This window comes from Campylobacter geochelonis, assembly GCF_013201685.1.
Lineage (GTDB): Bacteria > Campylobacterota > Campylobacteria > Campylobacterales > Campylobacteraceae > Campylobacter_B > Campylobacter_B geochelonis.
The window spans coordinates 2,051,905-2,071,435 of sequence record NZ_CP053844.1; the positions used below are offsets into that span (position 1 = coordinate 2,051,905).

The 19,531-nt window shown below is 35.8% G+C and carries 15 protein-coding genes; 9 read left to right on the forward strand and 6 right to left on the reverse strand.

The features are described 5' to 3' along the window. Positions 1–131: 131 nt before the first annotated feature. The 4 genes from CGEO_RS09375 to leuC form a co-directional block, all read right to left on the reverse strand. A complete protein-coding gene (locus tag CGEO_RS09375; protein WP_075493042.1) occupies positions 132–1,442 on the reverse strand; it encodes a dicarboxylate/amino acid:cation symporter in 1,311 nt (436 codons plus the stop codon). 70 nt (positions 1,443–1,512) lie between these two features. Beyond that, positions 1,513–2,556 (reverse strand): phospholipase A, encoded by a 1,044-nt coding sequence (locus tag CGEO_RS09380; RefSeq protein ID WP_075540013.1) that lies wholly within the window; start codon positions 2,554–2,556, stop codon positions 1,513–1,515. Beyond that, entirely contained in the window at positions 2,553–3,101 is a 549-nt protein-coding gene (locus tag CGEO_RS09385; RefSeq protein WP_075493040.1) for an NTP transferase domain-containing protein, read from the reverse strand. Before CGEO_RS09385 ends, CGEO_RS09380 begins: the two co-directional genes overlap by 4 nt. A gap of 8 nt (positions 3,102–3,109) precedes the next feature. After that, positions 3,110–4,375, reverse strand: coding sequence for a 3-isopropylmalate dehydratase large subunit (leuC, locus tag CGEO_RS09390; RefSeq protein ID WP_075493039.1), 1,266 nt, complete (start codon positions 4,373–4,375; stop codon positions 3,110–3,112). A gap of 67 nt (positions 4,376–4,442) precedes the next feature. On the opposite strand from leuC, the gene CGEO_RS09395 reads away from it, so the two are divergent. The 6 genes from CGEO_RS09395 to tsaD are packed head-to-tail and all read left to right on the forward strand — an operon-like array spanning position 4,443 to position 11,195. Beyond that, entirely contained in the window at positions 4,443–5,759 is a 1,317-nt protein-coding gene (locus tag CGEO_RS09395) for an NFACT RNA binding domain-containing protein (protein ID WP_075493038.1), read from the forward strand. Between the two features lie 41 nt (positions 5,760–5,800). Then, on the forward strand, positions 5,801–6,550 hold the full coding sequence (locus CGEO_RS09400) for a phosphatidate cytidylyltransferase (RefSeq protein WP_075540012.1): 750 nt from the start codon (positions 5,801–5,803) through the stop codon (positions 6,548–6,550). Beyond that, complete coding sequence (gene dxr / locus CGEO_RS09405) at positions 6,544–7,653, forward strand: 1-deoxy-D-xylulose-5-phosphate reductoisomerase (RefSeq protein WP_075540011.1); 1,110 nt, start codon at positions 6,544–6,546, stop codon at positions 7,651–7,653. The genes CGEO_RS09400 and dxr overlap by 7 nt, the downstream gene beginning before the upstream one ends. Next, on the forward strand, positions 7,643–8,893 hold the full coding sequence (locus CGEO_RS09410; protein WP_075540010.1) for a hypothetical protein: 1,251 nt from the start codon (positions 7,643–7,645) through the stop codon (positions 8,891–8,893). Before dxr ends, CGEO_RS09410 begins: the two co-directional genes overlap by 11 nt. Further along, positions 8,890–10,203: a uracil-xanthine permease family protein gene (locus tag CGEO_RS09415; RefSeq protein ID WP_075540009.1), complete on the forward strand. Its 1,314-nt coding sequence runs from the start codon at positions 8,890–8,892 to the stop codon at positions 10,201–10,203. The genes CGEO_RS09410 and CGEO_RS09415 overlap by 4 nt, the downstream gene beginning before the upstream one ends. Next, the gene (gene tsaD, locus CGEO_RS09420; RefSeq protein WP_075540008.1) at positions 10,200–11,195 is read left to right on the forward strand and encodes a tRNA (adenosine(37)-N6)-threonylcarbamoyltransferase complex transferase subunit TsaD; all 996 of its coding nucleotides are present in this window, start codon (positions 10,200–10,202) and stop codon (positions 11,193–11,195) included. Before CGEO_RS09415 ends, tsaD begins: the two co-directional genes overlap by 4 nt. A gap of 987 nt (positions 11,196–12,182) precedes the next feature. Here tsaD and CGEO_RS09425 read toward each other — a convergent pair. Then, positions 12,183–13,274, reverse strand: a complete 1,092-nt coding sequence (locus CGEO_RS09425) for a PepSY-associated TM helix domain-containing protein (protein ID WP_075493032.1) — start codon at positions 13,272–13,274, stop codon at positions 12,183–12,185. Next, positions 13,274–15,205 carry a TonB-dependent receptor domain-containing protein gene (locus CGEO_RS09430; RefSeq protein ID WP_075493031.1) on the reverse strand — a complete coding sequence of 644 codons (1,932 nt, stop codon included), beginning with the start codon at positions 15,203–15,205 and terminating at the stop codon, positions 13,274–13,276. The genes CGEO_RS09425 and CGEO_RS09430 overlap by 1 nt, the downstream gene beginning before the upstream one ends. Before the next feature lie 419 nt (positions 15,206–15,624). On the opposite strand from CGEO_RS09430, the gene CGEO_RS09435 reads away from it, so the two are divergent. From CGEO_RS09435 to CGEO_RS09445, 3 genes are read left to right on the forward strand one after another with little or no spacing between them, the layout of a single operon-like run. Then, positions 15,625–18,027, forward strand: a complete 2,403-nt coding sequence (locus tag CGEO_RS09435) for a DMSO/selenate family reductase complex A subunit (protein ID WP_075540007.1) — start codon at positions 15,625–15,627, stop codon at positions 18,025–18,027. 9 nt (positions 18,028–18,036) lie between these two features. Further along, positions 18,037–18,684, forward strand: coding sequence for a DMSO/selenate family reductase complex B subunit (locus CGEO_RS09440; protein WP_075493029.1), 648 nt, complete (start codon positions 18,037–18,039; stop codon positions 18,682–18,684). After that, positions 18,671–19,528, forward strand: a complete 858-nt coding sequence (locus CGEO_RS09445) for a dimethyl sulfoxide reductase anchor subunit family protein (protein ID WP_075540006.1) — start codon at positions 18,671–18,673, stop codon at positions 19,526–19,528. The genes CGEO_RS09440 and CGEO_RS09445 overlap by 14 nt, the downstream gene beginning before the upstream one ends. Positions 19,529–19,531 lie beyond the last annotated feature (3 nt).

Consider the following 19,531-nt stretch of genomic DNA (forward strand, 5'->3'; position numbering starts at 1 on the left):
AATTTAAGCTAGCTAATTTGCTAGCTTTTTTCTTAAATTTAACTCTTTTATAAGCCAACACTTTTACTCTTTAACAACAAATCATATGTTTCTAAATAGCGTAGATTTGCTGCATTCACATTTAAGCAAATTTAACCTTTTGTTTTTGGCTCTTCCCACTTACTCATATCAAGCTGTTTTTCGTTTTTAGCAACTGCGACAACGCCCATCATATCGCCAACGACATTTATCGAAGTTCTACCCATATCCAAAAGCGCATCAATCCCAAGAATCAAGGCATAAGCCGCCGCCACAGCGCTTCCTGCTTCAACCTTTAGTCCAACGCTATCAAGCACCATTAAAAGCATTATCGCACCAGCTCCAGGCACGCCAGCAGTTCCAATCGATGCTAAAACTGCGGTTAAAATGATAGTAAATTTAGCGCCCATATCTAGTGGCACGCCGACTGCATTTGCTATAAATATCGCGCAAACTCCAAGATATATCGTTGTTCCGTTCATATTCACAGTCGCGCCAACAGGAAGCGCAAAGCCATAAATCGCCTTTGGAACGCCCATCTCTTCATCAGCAGTTTTCATAGAAATCGGCAGAGTTCCGCCAGAACTTCTAGTAACAAATGCCGTAATCATCGGAGCGCGAACCTTTTTAAGGAAAGTTATAGGATTTAATTTTATCAAAAGACACACGCCACAATAAACCAAAACCACTTGTAAAATCAGTCCGATATAAACGCTTACTGTAACATTTAAAAGCGAGGTAAACGCCGCCGCACCTTGCTTTGAAAAGACAACGAAAATCAACGCAAAAACGCCTATTGGTGCGTATTCCATAATCCATCTAATAACGATAAACATTATCTGGTTAATGCCATCAAAAATATCATATAAGAAATTTCCAAGTCTGCTTAAATTCTCATCTTTGCTATTTTTTATAAACGAGAGTGCGATACCAAAAAATAGGCTAAAAGATATTATTTGTAAAATCTCGCCCTTAGCCATCGCTTCAAACGGATTTGTCGGGATTAAATTTAGTAAAATCGAAACTATACTAGGCGATTTTGCCTCTTTTGCGATTTCATTTCCACTTCCTACGATATTTAGTCCAGCACCTGGTTCGATAACAATGCCGACCACTAGACCTATTATGATAGCAAAAAGCAAAGTTACTAGATAAAACAAAATCGTTTTAGCCCCTACTCTACCAAGATCAGATGGCGCTATCGAGCTACATCCTACTATCAAAGATGCCATAACAACTGGTACGATAATCATCTTAAGAAGCCTGATAAACAAATCTCCAAAAAAAGATAAAAAATTTATCATCCCTGTTGCATTTTGAAAAATTACACCAACGATACCACCCAAAATGAGGGCAAATAGTATCCTAAGAAGTATATTTGTCTTAAAGTATAGCCCAAACACCCCGCCAAATTTTTTAGTCACAAAATCTCCTTTTAAAATAATTTTTATTAAACTTTTTTGTTTGATTTATAATAAATATAGCTTATAAATCTTATCTACTAAAAGCAACACCAACTGCGATTTTATCAACACTTTTATCATAATCCGCCAAGCTCTCGCCATATCCACTAAAGTACTGTACATATCCAAAAAGCCCGCTATTAAAGAGTGGAAAACTCCAGTCAAGCCCAAACGCACCACGGTTAGAGCTATCAAAATGCAAATTGTTTCGCCAGATGGCTGAGAATTTCTGATTGCCATATTTATAACTAGCACGCAAATCCCCATATCCAAGGTAGTTGTGGATATCTTCGTTTGTGCTATCAAAAGCAAAAGCATACCAAACGCGAGGCGTTAGCTCAAAATTTCCAAATTTAAAGTTAGTTTGCAAGTAAGCTCTATTCCACGATCTTGAATCTTGCGCCCCCTCGCCGTTTGACTCATGCATAAATCCAACTCTAGTATACTGCATAGCGCCAAGCTCGGTTGGGATAGTTAAAAACAGCTCTGGGCGATAGTTTGTCGTGCGAAACGGCGCACTTTCTTCATAAATTTGCCACCAAGAAGTTTGCGTATAAGCAAAGCTTAGCGTCTCATCAAGTCCGATTAAGTCCGTAAACAAAGGCTTTTCAAAGCTGATTTGAAATTTAAGCTCTTTTAAATCCCTATCTTTTTTACCATTAAAATCATACGCCCACGCAAGATAAATCGGCTCGTATGATTTAATTCCAAAATACCTATCATCTTGAGTTTCCTCTTGAACTTTCGCACTCTGCTTTGTAGATATATCACTTGTTTCTAGCGATTTTTTGCTAGCATTTTCTTTGTTATCGTGTGCGAATTTAGTTAAATTTTCATCTACAACAAGCCCTTTTTCCGAGCTTAATTTATAGATAACTAGTTTGTTGTTAGGACTGTTTTTGTCTGCTAAATTTGTACTATTTTGATTTTTTTGATTTTCTTGTGCGGCGAGTTTGTAGTATTTCATCGCGTTTTTATAATCACCATTTTGTTCAAATTTCAGCGCCTTTTCATAAAAGTCGTTTGCAAAAACTAAATTTATAAAAACAGCTGCTAAAAATAAAATTTTTCTCATATATTTACCTTTTCGTAATCTTGCAGATAGTTGATGTTAAAAAACTGCCCAGAGTCCTTAAATTCGACACTTTTAAATGAAGTATTTTTAAACAAAAGCCCTATTTTATGCTCGTTTTTTTGATAAAACTCACTAGCTAAATTTGCTACTTTTGAGTCAAAAAACCCGCATAAACTATGGGTAAAAAACTCATCTTTTGCCACACAAATTTCATAATCTTTTGAAATTTCATATAGCTTTTTTACAGTGTCAAACTCGATAAATGGCATATCAGCAGGGATTATAAAAACTTTTTGGTTTTTAAAATTTGAAAGTATAGAAAACAGCGCGCCCATAGGAGAAAAGTCATCAAACCTATCTTTTAAAATGGGCAAATTTGGATTAAATTTCTGCCCTTTTGCACTCACATAGACGCTTTTAAAAATTTGACTAAATTTATCAAACTGATAGTGCGTTAAGGTAGCAAATCCGCCAAATGGTAAAAGCGTCTTATCGCGCCCCATTCTTGAGCTTTTTCCACCACCTAAAATAACGCAAATTTCCACATCGCGCCTTACAAATCGCGCGGATCTGCTATTTTACCGGCTATCGCTGAAGCTGCGGCAACTGCTGAGTTTGCAAGGTAAACTTCACTTGTTCTATCGCCCATTCTGCCGATGAAATTTCTATTTGTCGTAGAAACACATCTTTCGCCAACGCCTAAAATTCCCATATATCCGCCCAAACAAGCACCACAAGTTGGATTGCTTACAACAGCGCCAGCCTCAGCAAAGATATCCATAAGTCCCTCTTTTTGTGCTTGCAAAGCTATCGTTTGCGTTGCAGGAGTGATGATAAGGCGAGTTTTTCGTGCGACTCTTTTGCCTTTTAAAATGCTTGCTGCGATTCGCAAATCTCCTAAACGACCATTTGTGCAACTTCCTATAAAGACTTGATCGACTGCTAAATCATCTTTAACCGCTTGGCGAATGCTTTTGCCGTTGCTTGGAAGATGTGGGTAGGCTACAACTGGATCAAGTTTGCTAACATCGATTTGCATTATCTTATCATACTGCGCACCCTCATCTGAGTAGTGATATTTTGGTGTTCGCGGTAGGTTTTTATCTTTTAAAAACTCTTTTGTTATCTCATCAACTGCGACAATTCCGCTCTTTCCACCAGCTTCAATCGCCATATTACAAAGGCTAAATCTACTATCCATATCAAGATGAGCTATCGTCTCGCCACCAAATTCAAGCGCTTTGTATCTTGCGCCATCAACGCCGATTTGGCGGATAATCTCTAAAATCAAATCTTTTCCATAAACAAACTCGGGCATCTTTCCGCTAAAAATAATTTTAATTGTCGGCGGAACTTTAAACCAGTTTCTTCCAGTTATCATAGCATAAGCTAAATCTGTAGAACCCATACCAGTGGAAAAAGCTCCCAAAGCACCGTGCGTACAGGTGTGCGAGTCAGCTCCTATTATCACATCGCCAGGAACTATTAGCCCTTTTTCAGGTAAAATAGCATGCTCAATCCCCATATCTTTTTCATCAAAAAAGTTCTTTAAATCATGCTCATAAGCAAACTCGCGGCTGATTTTTGCTTGATTTGCCGAAGCTATATCTTTTGCTGGGATAAAGTGATCCATCACGATAGAAAAGCCATCTGGATTTGCTAGTTTTGTAGCGCCGCTTTCTTTGAATGCTTTGATTGAAATCGGCGTTGTGATGTCGTTTCCTATAACCATATCGATATTAGAGTCGATTATAGCTCCAGCTTTTACCTCTTTGCCTACATGTTCGCTAAAGATTTTTTCTGTGATTGTAAGTTTCATGGATTTCCCTTTAAAAATTTTTGCTGATTTTATCTAAATTTTGCTAAATTTGACTATAATTGAGCTTATGAAATACCATATATTAACTCAAATCCAAACATATCTACAAAAATATAAAAAAATCACCAACATCAAAAGAGTCGGCGATACGCTGATTTTAGCTGAATTTGATGGGTCAAACAGACTTTTTTTTGATTTAAATAAATCAAACTCAAACATTCATAAAAACGAAAATTTCATCATCACAAAAGATTATAAAGCTCCATTTGATGTGATTTTACAAAAGCGTTTTAACTCGAGCAGTATCGATAAAATCGAAGTTTTAGAAAACAACCGCGTTTTAAAAATACAAGTTTCTCACAGCGGAAGCTACAAAAAGCTAGTTTCAGCTATCTATTTTGAATTTACTGGGCGTTTTACAAATATCATCATAGTCGATGAAAATGGCGTGATTTTAGAAGCGCTTAGACACTATGAAAACGAGCAAAGAGTGGTGAAAGTTGGCAAAACTTTAGAGCTTTTAAAACCGTTCGAGATAAAAGAAAAACAAAGTGATAAGATAGGGAATTTTGATGAGTTTTTTAAAGCCGAATTTGATAAACAAAATTTAGAAAAACTCCAAACCGTGCGGACTTCAAAGCTAAATTTAATCGATAAAAAGTTAGAAAATTTACACAAAAACCTAAATTCACTCGATAGCAAAGATGAGCTTTTACAAAAAAGCGAAGAGTTAAATCAAAAAGGTATGATTTTAACCGCGAATTTACATAATTTAGATGAATTTAAGCGCGAATTTGAGCTTTTGGATTTTAACGAAAACCGTGTTAAATTTAATCTAAAAGATAACCCCAAAACAGCCGCAAAAGAGCTTTTTAACGAAAGCAAAAAACTAAAACAAAAAGCACTTGGGATAAATTTAGAAAGTGCAAATCTGCTTCAAAAAATAGAGTTTTTCTCAAACCTTAAGCAAATGATAGAGCAGTCTAACTCGAGCGAAGAGCTAAATATCTTGCTTCCAAAAACAAGCGCTAAAAAAGAGCTAAATAAAGAATTTGATAACATAGAAAATTTCTATATAAAAGAGTTTAAAATTTCAGTAGGCAAAAACGAAAAAGGCAACATCAGCCTTTTAAAAGATGCGAAAAAAAACGACTTTTGGTTTCACTTAAAAGACTTGCCATCAGCCCATGTCATCGTTAAAACAAACAAACAAAGCTTAAGCGAAGATATTATAAATTTCGCAGCAAAACTTTGTGTGAACATGAGCGTAAAAGCGAGTGGAAATTACCTTGTTGATTACACTAAAAAAGAGAATGTCAAAGTCGTAGATGGTGCGTTTGTAAACTATGTAAAATACGCCACAATATCGGTTTTAAAGCCTTGATAAGCTAAATTTATATAAAATAACTTTTTAAAGGATATTTCATGATAACACGCATAAAAACTGCTGCCGTGCTTTTAGCGGCATTTTTACTTATAGTTTGGATAGACTCAGCTAGCCTAAATTTCATCATTTTTGCCATTATTTTAGCAACTGCTTTTATAGAGAGTTTAAAGCTTTACAAGATAGAAAATCAAGCCCTTGTTGCACTAACTCTTATCCTTTTTGCGGGCTTTGCCTACTTTATAGATGATTTTAGCACGGTTTATAAATTTATAGTTTTTATGCTGCTTATTTTATCATCATTTTTTGTCTATCAAAACTCACAAAATTTAAAATCCATTTTGCCATTTTTATACCCGACAGCGCCGATTTTTGCGATGTTTGCGATATATGATATCTTTGGCATAAGATACCTTGTTTTTATGATATTTGTTGTTATTTGCAGCGATAGTGGCGCTTACTTTATCGGAAAAGCTTTTGGCAAACACAAATTTAGTCTAACTTCACCAAACAAAACTCTTGAAGGAGTCGCTGGTGGCGTGGTTTGTGGCGTTATAGGCGGATATATTTTTGGACTTTTGTTTTTAAAAGATAGTGAATTTGCAACGCTTCTAACTTGCGCGCTAGTCGCTGTTTTTGGCATATTTGGCGATTTGTTTGAAAGCTACTTAAAACGCCAAGCTGGAGTTAAAGATAGTGGAGAGATTTTCCCAGGACATGGCGGAATGCTAGATAGAATCGATGGCTATCTTTTTGCTGCGATTTACCTAAGTTTGGTGCTTCCATGGTAGTTTTAGGCTCGACTGGAAGTATCGGAGTTAATACTCTTGATATCGCCAAAACTAACGATATAGCAGTTGAAGCGTTAAGTTGTAAAAAAAACTATAAACTTTTAAACGAACAAATAGAAAAATTTAAGCCCAAATTTGTCCATATCGGCGATAAAAGCTTAAAAAGTTTTGTAAAACACGATAGAGTTTTTACAGATGATAGTGGGATTTTAGATATGCTTGATGAGTGCAAAAGCGAGCTTGTAGTAAACGCTCTTGTGGGATTTGCCGGACTTGCACCAAGCCTTAAAATACAAAAAATCAACAAAACTTTAGCCCTTGCAAATAAAGAAAGCTTAGTCGTTGGTGGAAAGTTTCTTGACTGCAAAGCTATAAGAGCGATTGATAGCGAGCATTTTGGGTTAAATTTTTTACTTAGCGGACAAAAAACTCCTGTAAAAAGTCTAGTTATCACGGCAAGTGGCGGGGCATTTTATAAAACGCCACTAAAAGAGCTAAAAACCGCAACTCCAGCGATGGCGCTAAAACACCCAAACTGGGATATGGGCGCTAAAATCACAATCGATAGCGCGACTATGACAAACAAACTTTTTGAAATTTTAGAGGCATTTTGGCTATATGGTATCAAAGAAATCGATGCAGTAGTCGAGCAAACTTCGATGATACATGCACTTGTAAATTTCATCGATGGTTCAACGACCGCTCACATCTGTAACACCGATATGCGTTTAGCTATCGCACACGCGGTTTTAGGCGATGTTAAAAAAGAAATTTTACCGAGTGTAGACTTGCTAAGTCTAGCTAAAATCGAGTTTAAAAAGATAGATTTGGAAAAATTTCCAATTTTTAGTTTGAAAGATAAGGTGCTTAAAAACCCAAATTTAGGCGTGATTATCAACGCTAGTAACGAAATCGGCGTGGAGGCATTTTTAGCTGGAAAATGCGGCTTTTTAGACATATCAAAAGTTGTTTTTAAAAGTTTAGAAAAATTTGAAAATTTAGAGCTAAAAGAGCCAGACGAGCTGTTTTACTACGATAATTTAGTAAGAGAATTTGCTAAAAATGAGCTTAAGCTAAATTTAAAGGACAGAAATGTTATATGAAATAATTTTAGTTGAAAATGAAAATATCAAAGAAATTTTTAAAAATTTTAACAGTAATATTGCTCAAGTTAGCCAAAAAAAAAGCGAATTTGAGTTTTATCAAAAGTTTGTGTATGAAAATTTCCATCAGCACATAGATGATGAAAAACTTAAAATTTTCTCAGACACAAGCTTTTACGAGTTTTTTACGCTAAATCCATTTGAAAAAGGTAAATTTGACAGAACTAAATTTGATGAAAAAGAGAGCAAAATTGGGCTTGAATTTAGCGAATTTGAAAGCCAAATCGCACAAGGCGTAAAGTCAAAAGAGTATAAATTTAAATCAGACTTAGGTAAAATTTATGCAAAATTTGCAGATGATGATAGCTTAAAATATTTAGCTTATGCAACGCATTTTATATCATTTTTTGATGGGAAAATTCTTTTTGCCATTAGAGCTATATCGCAAGAAAACAATACGCAAAATCCACTTTTTTTACACACATACGTTGAAGCTGAATTTGATGAAATTTGCAAAAATAATGCCAAAAATTGCGAAATTTTTGAAAGAGCAAAAATCAAAAAAGATAATAAAGAGTATTGTAATTACAAAGTCGCGATTTCATCACAATGCTTTGGAGTTTATCAGTATAACAGCAGCCAAAACCGGATTTTAGATAAAAATATCTTAAAAGTTCTACTTATCCAAACTTTGTGTTTAGCCTATAAAAATATCTACCAAAATTTTAACAATATGCTTAAAAATAGCCTAAATTTAGACAACATATATGAAATTTTAGAGCTTAAAAAATCGCTTTTTATCCAAAAACTAACAACTAAATTTGAAGTAAGCGAAGATAGACAAGAGGCATTAAAAATTTTTGAAAAAGCTAAAGATAAATTTAATTTAGATGCCATACTTAGCGTTCTTAGCAAAGATTTTGATGAGTTTTTTAATATAAAAAATGAAGAGTATAAAATCAAAAACGCAAAGTATCAAGTAGAATTTCAAGACTATCTTAAAAATCTCACAACCCAACAAGAAAAAGCTAGGATTGAGAGTGAAAAACGAGATAAAAAAATGTCAAAATTTGTCTTTTTAGCAACCATCATTACGATTTTAACCTGCATAAGCGTGGTAGCTGACATATTTAATCTTTGGGATAGATTTAAACCAATTCCACAACCACAAAGCCAAATTCAAACCACAGTCAATAGCGCAAAACAAACCACGCACGACTTCACAAAGGAAAACCGATGAGTAACCCATCAATAGAGTATAATTTCAGGCTTAAAGACTCGCTTTTAGGCGTTCAGTTTTTGTTCGTAGCGTTTGGAGCTTTGGTTTTAATGCCGATTTTAACGGGTCTTGATACGAGTGTGGCTCTTTTTACCGCTGGAGTTGGGACGCTGATTTTTCAATTTATTTGCCGCAAAAAGGTCGTTCCGATATTTCTAGCTTCAAGCTTTGCATTTATCGCTCCTATTAGCTTTGCTGTGGAAAAATGGGGCTTAAGCGCTGCGATGGGTGGAGTTGTTTTTGCAGGACTTGCTTACACTGCTTTTAGTTTTGTTGTGCGTTATAAAGGCGCTTCGTTCGTTCACAAAATCCTTCCAGCAGTCGTTGTTGGTCCAGTGATTATGACAATCGGACTGATTTTAAGCCCATCTGCTGTTGGCATGGCGACTGCAAGTGGCGATATGCTTGGTGCGTATCAAGCGTTAAATCCGCATTTTAGCGCAAATGATGCGATGATAATAGCCGGAGTTTCGCTTTTAGTAACGCTGATTTGCATTATGTTTGCCAAGGGTATGATGAAGCTAGTGCCGATACTTTGCGGTGTGAGCGCTGGATATATACTATCTTGTTTTTATGGGATTGTTGATTTTTCTAAAGTCGCAAGTGCGCCTTGGTTTGCAATGCCAAATTTTACAACGCCGACTTTTCAACTAGATGCGATTTTATACATGATACCTGTGATTATCGCTCCTATAATCGAACATATCGGCAACGTTATCGCCATAGGAAATGTTACAAAATACGACTTTGTAAAAAAACCAGGACTTGAGAACACGCTTTTAGGCGATGGCATAGCAACGACTGTAGCAGCGTTTGTCGCAGGTCCTCCTTGCACTACTTATGCTGAAGTAACTGGAGCTGTTAGACTAACAAGAGCATTTAATCCAGCTATTATGACTTGGTCTGCAATCGCGGCGATTTTGCTAGCTTTTGTAAGTAAACTTGGGGCTTTGATTGCAAGTATTCCAGCTTGTGTGCTTGGTGGGATTATGATACTTTTGTTTGGAATCATCGCAAGTGTAGGTATGGAAACGTTGATAAAAGCCAAAGTCGATATGGCAAATCCACGAAATATGGTTATTATCGCTTTGATTTTAGTTCCTGCACTTGGTGGTATGATATTAGACCTTGGGGTTGCGACATTTAGTCAAATCGGACTTGGAGCTGTTGTTGGCGTGGTGTTAAATTTAGTATTGCCTCATGTTGAAAACGCAGAAGAGCTTGACTTGCCACAAGTTCATGAACTAGCAGATGAAAAGGACGCGAAGTGATACTTGGCATTGAAAGTAGTTGCGATGATAGCTCACTAGCGATAATCGATGAAAAAAACTTAGAGTGTAAATTTTATAAAAAAATCACTCAAGAAGAAGATCATGCTAAATTCGGCGGAGTTGTCCCTGAACTTGCCGCGCGCCTTCACACTGCGGCGTTACCGAAGTTACTTGAAGAAATCAAGCCTTATTTTAACTCTTTAAAAGCAGTTGCTGTTACAAACGAACCAGGGCTTAGCGTTAGTTTAATCAGTGGCGTAAGTGTCGCAAAAACGCTAAGTGTGGCGCTAAATTTACCCATCATCGCCATAAATCACCTCATCGGACATATCTACTCGCTTTTTTTAGAGCGTGAGGCTGAATTTGGACTTGGAGTTTTGCTTGTAAGTGGTGGACATACGATGGTTTTAGATATCGATGAATCTGGGAAAATCGAGATTTTAGCCACAACCGGAGATGATAGCTTTGGCGAGAGTTTTGATAAGGTCGCAAAAATGATGAATCTTGGCTATCCAGGAGGCGCGGTAATAGAGCAAAAAGCACTAAATGGCGTTAGTGGAGCATTTGAGTTTACTGTGCCACTAAAGGGCGATAAGAGGGTAGAATACAGCTTTTCTGGGCTTAAAAATCAAGTTAGAGTGCAAATCGAAAAGCTTGGGAATTTAAGTAAGCAAGAGATTTGCGATATCTCTTTAGCCTTTCAAAAAGCGGCTTGTTTGCATATAATCGATAAGCTAAAAGTCATTTTCAAACAAAAAAGATTTACTAAATTTGGCGTGGTTGGGGGAGCAAGTGCAAATAAATTCTTAAGAGCAAATTTGCAAAAGCTCTGCGATAACTACAACTGTCAAATGCTTGTAGCCCCACTTGAGTTTTGCTCAGATAATGCGCTAATGATAGCAAGAGCTGGCGTTGAGAAATACCGCAAAAGCGAGTTTACTCACTATAAAGAGCTAAAAATCAACCCAAAACTTCATATAAAAAAGACTTGAATTTTTTGCTAGATTTAGTTAAAAAAGCTTTTTGGTTTTGTAAATTTTGTGGCGCGAAACTGAATTTAAAATGCTTTTTTTAGTAAAATATAGCTTTTGTGCGAAAACTTTTAGTTTACAAAATTTTAAACGAAAAATATAATTTTAATTTATAAAAACTTTGCAAAAGCTAAATTTATACTATCAGTTTGACTTTTTTTATTAAAAAATTTGTGTTTATAAAGAGTTTGATGAGAATGGCTCTAAATTTAGGTAAAGTAAAATTTCTTTAACCAAGCGCGAGATGTTAAATTTAAAACTGGATTATCTAAATTTATCTTTTTAAAAAGATATTTTTACTTTTTTATATAAATTTTAGATAAAGCATAAAATCAATACCGCCAGTTTAGCTTAATTTATTTAGATAAAATAGTTTTGCATTTTTACTATTTAATTAGTTTAGATGACTAAATCGATGTTAAATTTATCTAAATTTTGTCTTTGAAACAGTTTTAAAATATAAGAATTTAAGCAAAAACTAGCCTAAAATTAGCACTTTTTTGCCTAAATTTAAGCCGGTTAAGGCTTTATCATCTAAATTTAGACAAAATTGCAACTCTGAATTTTGTCTAAATATCAATAAATTTATAAAAATATTTTGCCTAAAAGCGGTTCAAGCTCTTTAGTTTAAACGCTCACGCAAACGATATTTTTTAGGTAAAATTTGATAGTTTTACCTAAAATTTAGCACAATAAATGCAAGGCTTTATAACAATTTAGCTTTTTAATAAATACTCTATAAAACACCATAAATTTTGCAAAAATAAGCGCTTTTTAGGCAGAGCGCCCAAATACAAAGCTAAATTTAGAGCAAGAATTTATCTTAACTTTTATAAATTTAGCTCGTAATTTTATAAATTTATTTAAATCATTACAACAACGCCACTTTTATAAATCTTTACTTATCTAACCATTTAAAAATCTACATTTATTTTCTAAATCAGTCCATTAAGCTTTTACTTTTTTAGCCTTTTTCTTGTGTTTTTTAAACCACAAAATATATCCAGTCGCCCCAAATAGCGCCATTAAAAAGCTTGCAACCATAAAGATAAACTTACCTATCTCACCAAAAAACTCACCACTGTGAAGCGGTAAAACCGAGCTTGCAAATTTAGCATTTAGCGGTTTTTCTTCATATAAATTTTGGCTTAAAATTTCGCCATTTTTTGCATCAATTCGCACCAAATTTGTCTGCCTTATATGCGTGTAGCCCTTTTTGTAAAAGCTGATTTCTTGATTTGTTAAATTTAGCGGAAACCTAACCCACGCACTTTCATACTCAAATTTTTTACCAAATTCATCAAAAACAGTATCAAGACCACTTATTTGGCTAACTTTTGGTGCGCTAACAACTCGTTTTTTAACCACTCTTTCATAGTTTAACACCTTTAAAAAGCCGCTTCTATACCAGTCGTACGACCAATAAAGCCCAGTTAAACACATCAGCAAAATCGGCACTAAAAACCAAATTCCAAGCGCACAATGCCACTTATACGAAAGCGCGTGCAGTGAGCCTTTTAGCGGAATTTTCATCGCTTTTATAAAGTTATATTTTAACGCTTTGTAGTATAAAATCACACCACTTATGCTAAAAAATATCAAAAGCACAGTCGAAACCGCCACAACCTCCCTACCAGCTCCACCAAGGCTTAGCCTTTTATGCACATTTAACATAAAGTTAAAAAAGCCTTGATAGCGATACTGTGGCAAAATTTCACCATTATAAGGATTTACAAAGACGTTTTTTATACCACGTTTTCCTGGCTCAACCGCTACGCTAAAACGCACAGAACGGCTCTTATCGCTATACACATAAACACCAGTTATCGGGCTGTTTGGATATAGCTTTTGCACATTTAAAGCCATTTTATCAAGGCTGATTGTCGTAGTTTGTGGCACAACTTTTATCGAGCTTTTGTTTAACACTTCTAAAATTTCACTCTGATATGATATAAACGCCCCACTAACTCCTATAACTGCGATGATAACGCCAAAAACAAGCCCTAGATAAAGATGAAGTTTTAAAAGCACTTTTTTCATCAGTAATTAACACTAAAGCCTAAGTTATAGCGTCTACCATCAAGATGCTTGCCATATCCATCTTCTTGGTCGATCTCTTTGTTAAAAACGTTATAAACTCCAGCAAACAAGTCAAAGTTTTTCGCTACTTTATACTTCACACCTAAATCAACTAAAGTATAATCAGGAGTTTTGACACTTCTTCCTCTTGAAACGCTTTCTCTAGTTGCACTTTTATACTTAACTTTGCTCCATAAATTTAAAGTCGAAATCGGCGAGTAATCAACGCTTATATTTGCCATATGAGCTGGCGTGTTGGTAAATGGCTGACCTTTGTTCGCTCCACTTTTTTGCTCGCTTTTTGAGTATGTGTAGTTAAATTTAGTCCTAACTTTATCAAATTTATAACCGATGTTAAACTCAACGCCTTTTAGCTCGGCTTTATCGACATTTTGATACTCATTTATGTAGTTCCAAATTTGGTCATTATAGTGGCAACCGCCCAATTTATCACAAATTCTAACTTTGTTAATCTTATCTTGAAAGTCTGTATAAAACGCTGTTAAATCCCCACTTAAAGCGCTATCATCATAAGCAAGTCCAACTTCATAGTTTATGCTTGTTTCTGGACTTAAGCTTTTATTTCCTAAATCAACTCCCCCACCCTTGCTCTGTTCGCCTATAGCAGGATCTGCTTGTTTTAGAGTTGGCGCTTTATAGCCTTTGCTAACTCCAGCTTTTAAGCTTAAGCTATCACTTAGCTTATAAACTCCATAAAGGCGCGGTATTATCTCACTTCCATAATGCTCATTTTCATCCCATCTAAGCCCACCAGTTAAGTAAAATTCATCAGTTAAAAAATACTCATCTTCTAAGAACAACGCCCCTTGCCATCTTTTTAAATCCATACTGCCTTGAGTTCCATGAAAGCGACTTTTAGCATGTTTGGTTTGCTCTTTTTTATACTCAGCGCCAAAAGTTAGCACATTTGTATCAAAAACAGCGACGCTTTTTGTATTATAAGTCGTTCTTAAATATCCTGAATTTGCCGAACCGTTGTGGATATGCACGTTTTCGTGGTTTATAAAACTTGTTGTATTTATCTTTTCATTCCACTCGATATTATGAGTTAGTGAGTAGTTTCTTCTATCATTATCCATAACTGAGTTATAGCCTGATTTTTCCTTATGACCTCGGTTTTTTGTCCTTGCATAACCGGCTAAAAACTCGATATCTTGGCTATCGCCGATTTTTAAATTTACTTTGGCTGTGTGATTGTTTTTAATCTGCTTTTTGTATCCATCTGTGATTTTATCCTCATCTCTATCAAAAAACTGTCCATATAAACTAATACCTAAAACATCATCTATTATCGGTGTTGCCATGTAGTATTTGAAGTTGTTTGAATTACCAGCCGCGCTTTTTTCTTGAAGCATCGTATCGTAAGTTAGCCTAAGACTTGGTTTTGTTGGGATTTTTTTAGTTATAACGTTAATAACTCCACCCATCGCTTCAGAGCCATATAGCGAACTCATCGGACCTTTTATCACTTCGATTCGCTCGATTGCATCAGCAGGCGGTAGCCAGTTACTTTCAGCCCCACTTCCATAACCATTATAATAAACTTGACTTGAGCCTTGCGCCTTGCCATCGACTAAAAACATGGTGTATTCTTCGCTAAGCCCACGTATATAGATACTCCCTCCACTTGTTTTGCTGTTTGCTCCACCTTCTATGCTAACTCCGGCGACATCATCAAGAACATCGGTAATGTTTGCATATGCTCTATCTTCAATCTCCTCTTTTGTTATCGTTTGGATTGTCGCTGGTGCTTCAAGTATGTTTTGTTCATATCCGCTTGCGGTAACGACTATGTTTTCTAGCTTAATACTTTCATCTGCTATCGCAGCAGAAGCGATTAAACTTAGTGCTAAATAGGGCTTAAACCTCATAAATCTCTCTCCTTTTATGATAATGATTTTAAAAATTAGTGTAAGTATTGCCAAAAAATGCTTAAATATATGTTAAATTATTTATAAATTTATAGCTTAAATTTGGTAAATTTATAAAAATTTACTTTAAAGTAGCAAAGATAGTAAAATTTAATATACTAAATTTTGCAAAAAATATTGATATTTAATATCAAATCTTAAATTTAAATTTACTATTTGAATTTAAAAAAATTCTAATAAATTTAGTGTTTTAAGCGATTTTGCCCATTTTTTGACAACTTATTTTTATACAATAGTCTTAAATTTTTAAATTTATCACTGTTTTTACTTTGATAATGGTAAAAAATTATTTATTTATCACAAAATATATAATTTTTATAAAGTTAGTTTAAAATTTTAATTTTATTTAAGGAGAATAAATGAGCGCAGAGCTAGATACAAACAGGCGTAATTTTCTCAAATGGAGTGGCTTAGTTGCTTCATCTTGTGCAAGCTTAGCCGCAAATCCCATAAATGCGGCATCAAACGCACTAAAAGATGAAGAGTACTATGGAGTAAATGGTTGTCCAGTAAACTGTGGAAGCAAGTGTTTTTTAAGACCACACATTAAAAATGGCGTCATAACACACATAGAAACAGACAACGAGGGCGATGATGAGTATGATAAAAGACAGATTAGAGCCTGTGTTAGGGGACGTTCGACAAAATACAGACTTTATCACAAAGATAGACTTCTTTATCCACTAAAAAGAGTTGGCAAAAGAGGCGAGGGAAAATTTAAACGCATTAGCTGGGATGAGGCATTTACAACCATAGCTGATAAGTTAAAAGAGGTTAAAGAAAAGTACGGAAATGAAGCCATTTACATAGCTTATGCAACTGGCACAACTGGTGGCGTTTTAAGTCGCGGAACTTCTGGGCCTTGGGCTAGGCTGCTTGGGCTTTATGGCGGGTATTTAAGGTATTATAACAGCTACTCAACAGCACAAATCGCAGAGGGTTTTACTAGCTTTTATGGACAAAACACAGGAAGCGATATCAAAAACCTTGAGTATGCAAAGCTAGGGTTATTTTTTGGCTCAAACCCTGTAACTACTAGAATGGGTGGTGCTGGAACTGGATATAGCTATCAAGAAATGGCTAGAAAAGGTGGAGCTAAAATCATACACATAGATCCTTGCTATAACGATAGTATGGTTGGCGTATGTGATGAGTGGATACCGATAGCTCCAGGAACTGACGCTGCTTTGATAGCTGGTATGGCGTATGTGATGATAAAAGAGAATTTGCTTGATAGAGAGTTTTTAGATAAATACTGCGTTGGATTTTCTAGTAACACACTTCCAGATGGCGCTCCTAAAAATGGCTCATATGAAGACTACGTTTTAGGAAATGGCGATGATAAGACCGCAAAAACTCCAAAATGGGCAAGCCAAATAACTAAAATTCCAGAAGAAAGAATCATAAAACTAGCTAGAGAGGTAAGTGCTGCAAAACCTTGTTATATAGAACAAGGCTGGGGAGTGCAACGCCACCAAAACGGCGAGCAATCAAGCAGAGCCATAGCAACACTAGCTTGTATGAGTGGAAATGTTGGCATACTTGGTGGAAACTGCGGAGGAAATGCCATAACTAGCACAACTTATATGATAGAAACGCTTCCTTGTCCAAACCCTGTAAAAACGGCGATTCCTTGCTTTTTATGGTATGAGGGCATTAGAAACTGGGATAAGATGAGCGATGTTGAGTATGGAGTTCGTGGTGCAAGTCATTTAAAAGCTCCTATAAAAGTGCTTTTTAACACAAACGGCAACTGCCTTACAAACCAACACGCCGATATCCAAAGCACTGCTAAAATTTTAGAAGACGACACGCTTTGTGAGCTGATAATCGATGTAAATATCACTAGAACTCACTCTAACTCATACGCTGATATAATTTTACCAGATGCAATGCATTTAGAGCAAAACGACTTTTTAAGACCAAATGCTGCATATATGAGTAACCGCCCATATATGCTCTTTAACAAAAAATCAGTCCAACCAGCAGGCGAGTGCATGAGCGTGTATGATATGTGCACACAAATCGCTTTAAAACTTGGTGGAGAGAGCTTTAAAGAGGAATTTACTCAAGGTAGAACGCAAGATCAGTGGTTGGAGTATTTGTGGGGCAAAACTAGAGAAAAATTGAGTGATTTAAATTTGCCTGATTTTGAAACATTTAAAGAAAAGGGAATTATCAAATTTGACACAGTCAAGCCAAAAGTTGCCTTTAAAGAATTTAGAGATGACCCACAAAACAATCCTTTAAAAACTCCAACTGGAAAGATTGAAATTTTCTCAACCAGACTCTATAACATGAGTAAAACGTGGAAGCTTCTTCCAGGGCAACAAATCAACGCTTTACCGGTTTTTGAAGATGTCTTAATGGGCGCAAGAGATCGGCTTAGAAAAAAATACCCACTTCAATTTTACGGTTTTCACTACAAAGGAAGAACTCACTCGAGCTTTTGGGAGAGCGCTCCTATAAGAGAAATCAACCCGCAAGAAATTTGGATAAATCCAATCGATGCCGATAAACGCGGCATTAAAACTGGAGATAAAATTCAAGCATACAACGACATAGGCACCATCGAAGTAACCGCTAGAGTCACAGCAAGAGTTATGCCAGGAACTGCGCTAACATATCAAGGTGGCTGGTGTAAATTTAAAAACGGCGTTGATGTTGGCGGATGTATAAACACGCTAACTTCTATGCAACCAACCGCTATAGCAAAAGGAAATGGCGTGCATTCAGTTTTAGTCGAGATAAAAAAAGCATAAGGAAATATAATGAAAAAAGATGAACAATTTGGATTTTATTTAGATTTAAACCGCTGTATAGGGTGTCGAACCTGTCAGCTTTCTTGTAAGGATTATCATGATAGCGCCATTGGCGTAAATTTTAGGAGAGTTTTTGAAGTAGAGGGTGGAAGTTGGTTTGATAGCGATAAAACTATCAAAAGTGACGTTTTTGCCTACTACACATCAATCTCTTGTAACCACTGCAGCGATCCAGCTTGCACGAAAGTTTGCCCAACTGGCGCGATGATGAAAACAAGATATGGCATTGTGATGGTAAACCAACAAGACTGCATAGGATGTAAAAGTTGTGCGATGGCTTGTCCTTATGGCGCACCACAGTATGATAAAAAAAGCGGACATATGAGTAAATGCAACGGCTGTTTAGAACGCATAGATGAAAACTTAGAGCCCATTTGCACCGCTTCTTGCCCATTTAGAGCGCTTGAGTTTGGAAACATAAGCGAACTTAGAGCAAAACACGATGGCTTAGCAAGCGTTGCGCCACTGCCAAAAGAAGATGTAACTTTGCCAAATTTAGTGATAAATCCTAGCAAAGATACTAAATTTAGTGGCGATAGAAGCGTTAGAATGCACTCACCAGAAAAATATCAAGGAGTAGAGTATGACATTGTATGATATTGTTATCCATGAGCTTCCGCTCGTGCTTTTTACCACATTTTCTCAATGCTCGATAGGGTTTTTGTGGATTTGGACATATTTTTATTTTAAAAACAGAGGAGAAAAAGACCAGCTGTCTAAATTTGGCTTAAAGATTGGGATTTTGATGGTTATTTCTATAATTCCTGCTTTTTTTCACTTAGGCGATATCACAAATGCGTTTAAAATCATCTATAGACTTGGCTTTTTTATAGAGTCAAATGAAAGCTACCACATCGGCTGGATGAATAATGAGATTGCCTTTGTAGGGTTGGTTTGTCTTTTTGGTTTTGCGTTGTGTAAATGGCAGAAAAACTTTTTGTTGATTTTGGCAAATTTATCTGGAGTTTTGGGTATATTTTTCATGGCTGGAGCTTATGGAAGTATGTCAAAAAGTGTTGTTATGTGGGACTTTAACATAACTTTAGTGATGTTTTACTCGGCTGCGATTTTTCTTGGCGCGATAATGTATCACCTACTTGGCTTTAAAGATGAAAACAGCCAAAAAGTGGCATTTTTGCTTGGGCTTTTAGGCGTTGGCGTGCATTTTAGTTCGATTTTTTTTCAGACCCTTCACGTAGGACAAACTTGGGTTATGGGAGTTGAAAACCCATATGATATGCTTGATGGATTTTACTTCACATTTATCGTTTGGTGCTCATCGCTGCTTGGTTTTTCGGTACTTCTTTGGGGTATAAATAAATTTTTTATAAAAAGTAAAATTGCACTTCCATATCTTACACTTGTTTGCGCCGGAGTTGGCGTTATCATCGCTAGAGTGCTATTTTATGGGCTTATAAATACTACGATTATGCAGTTATAACAG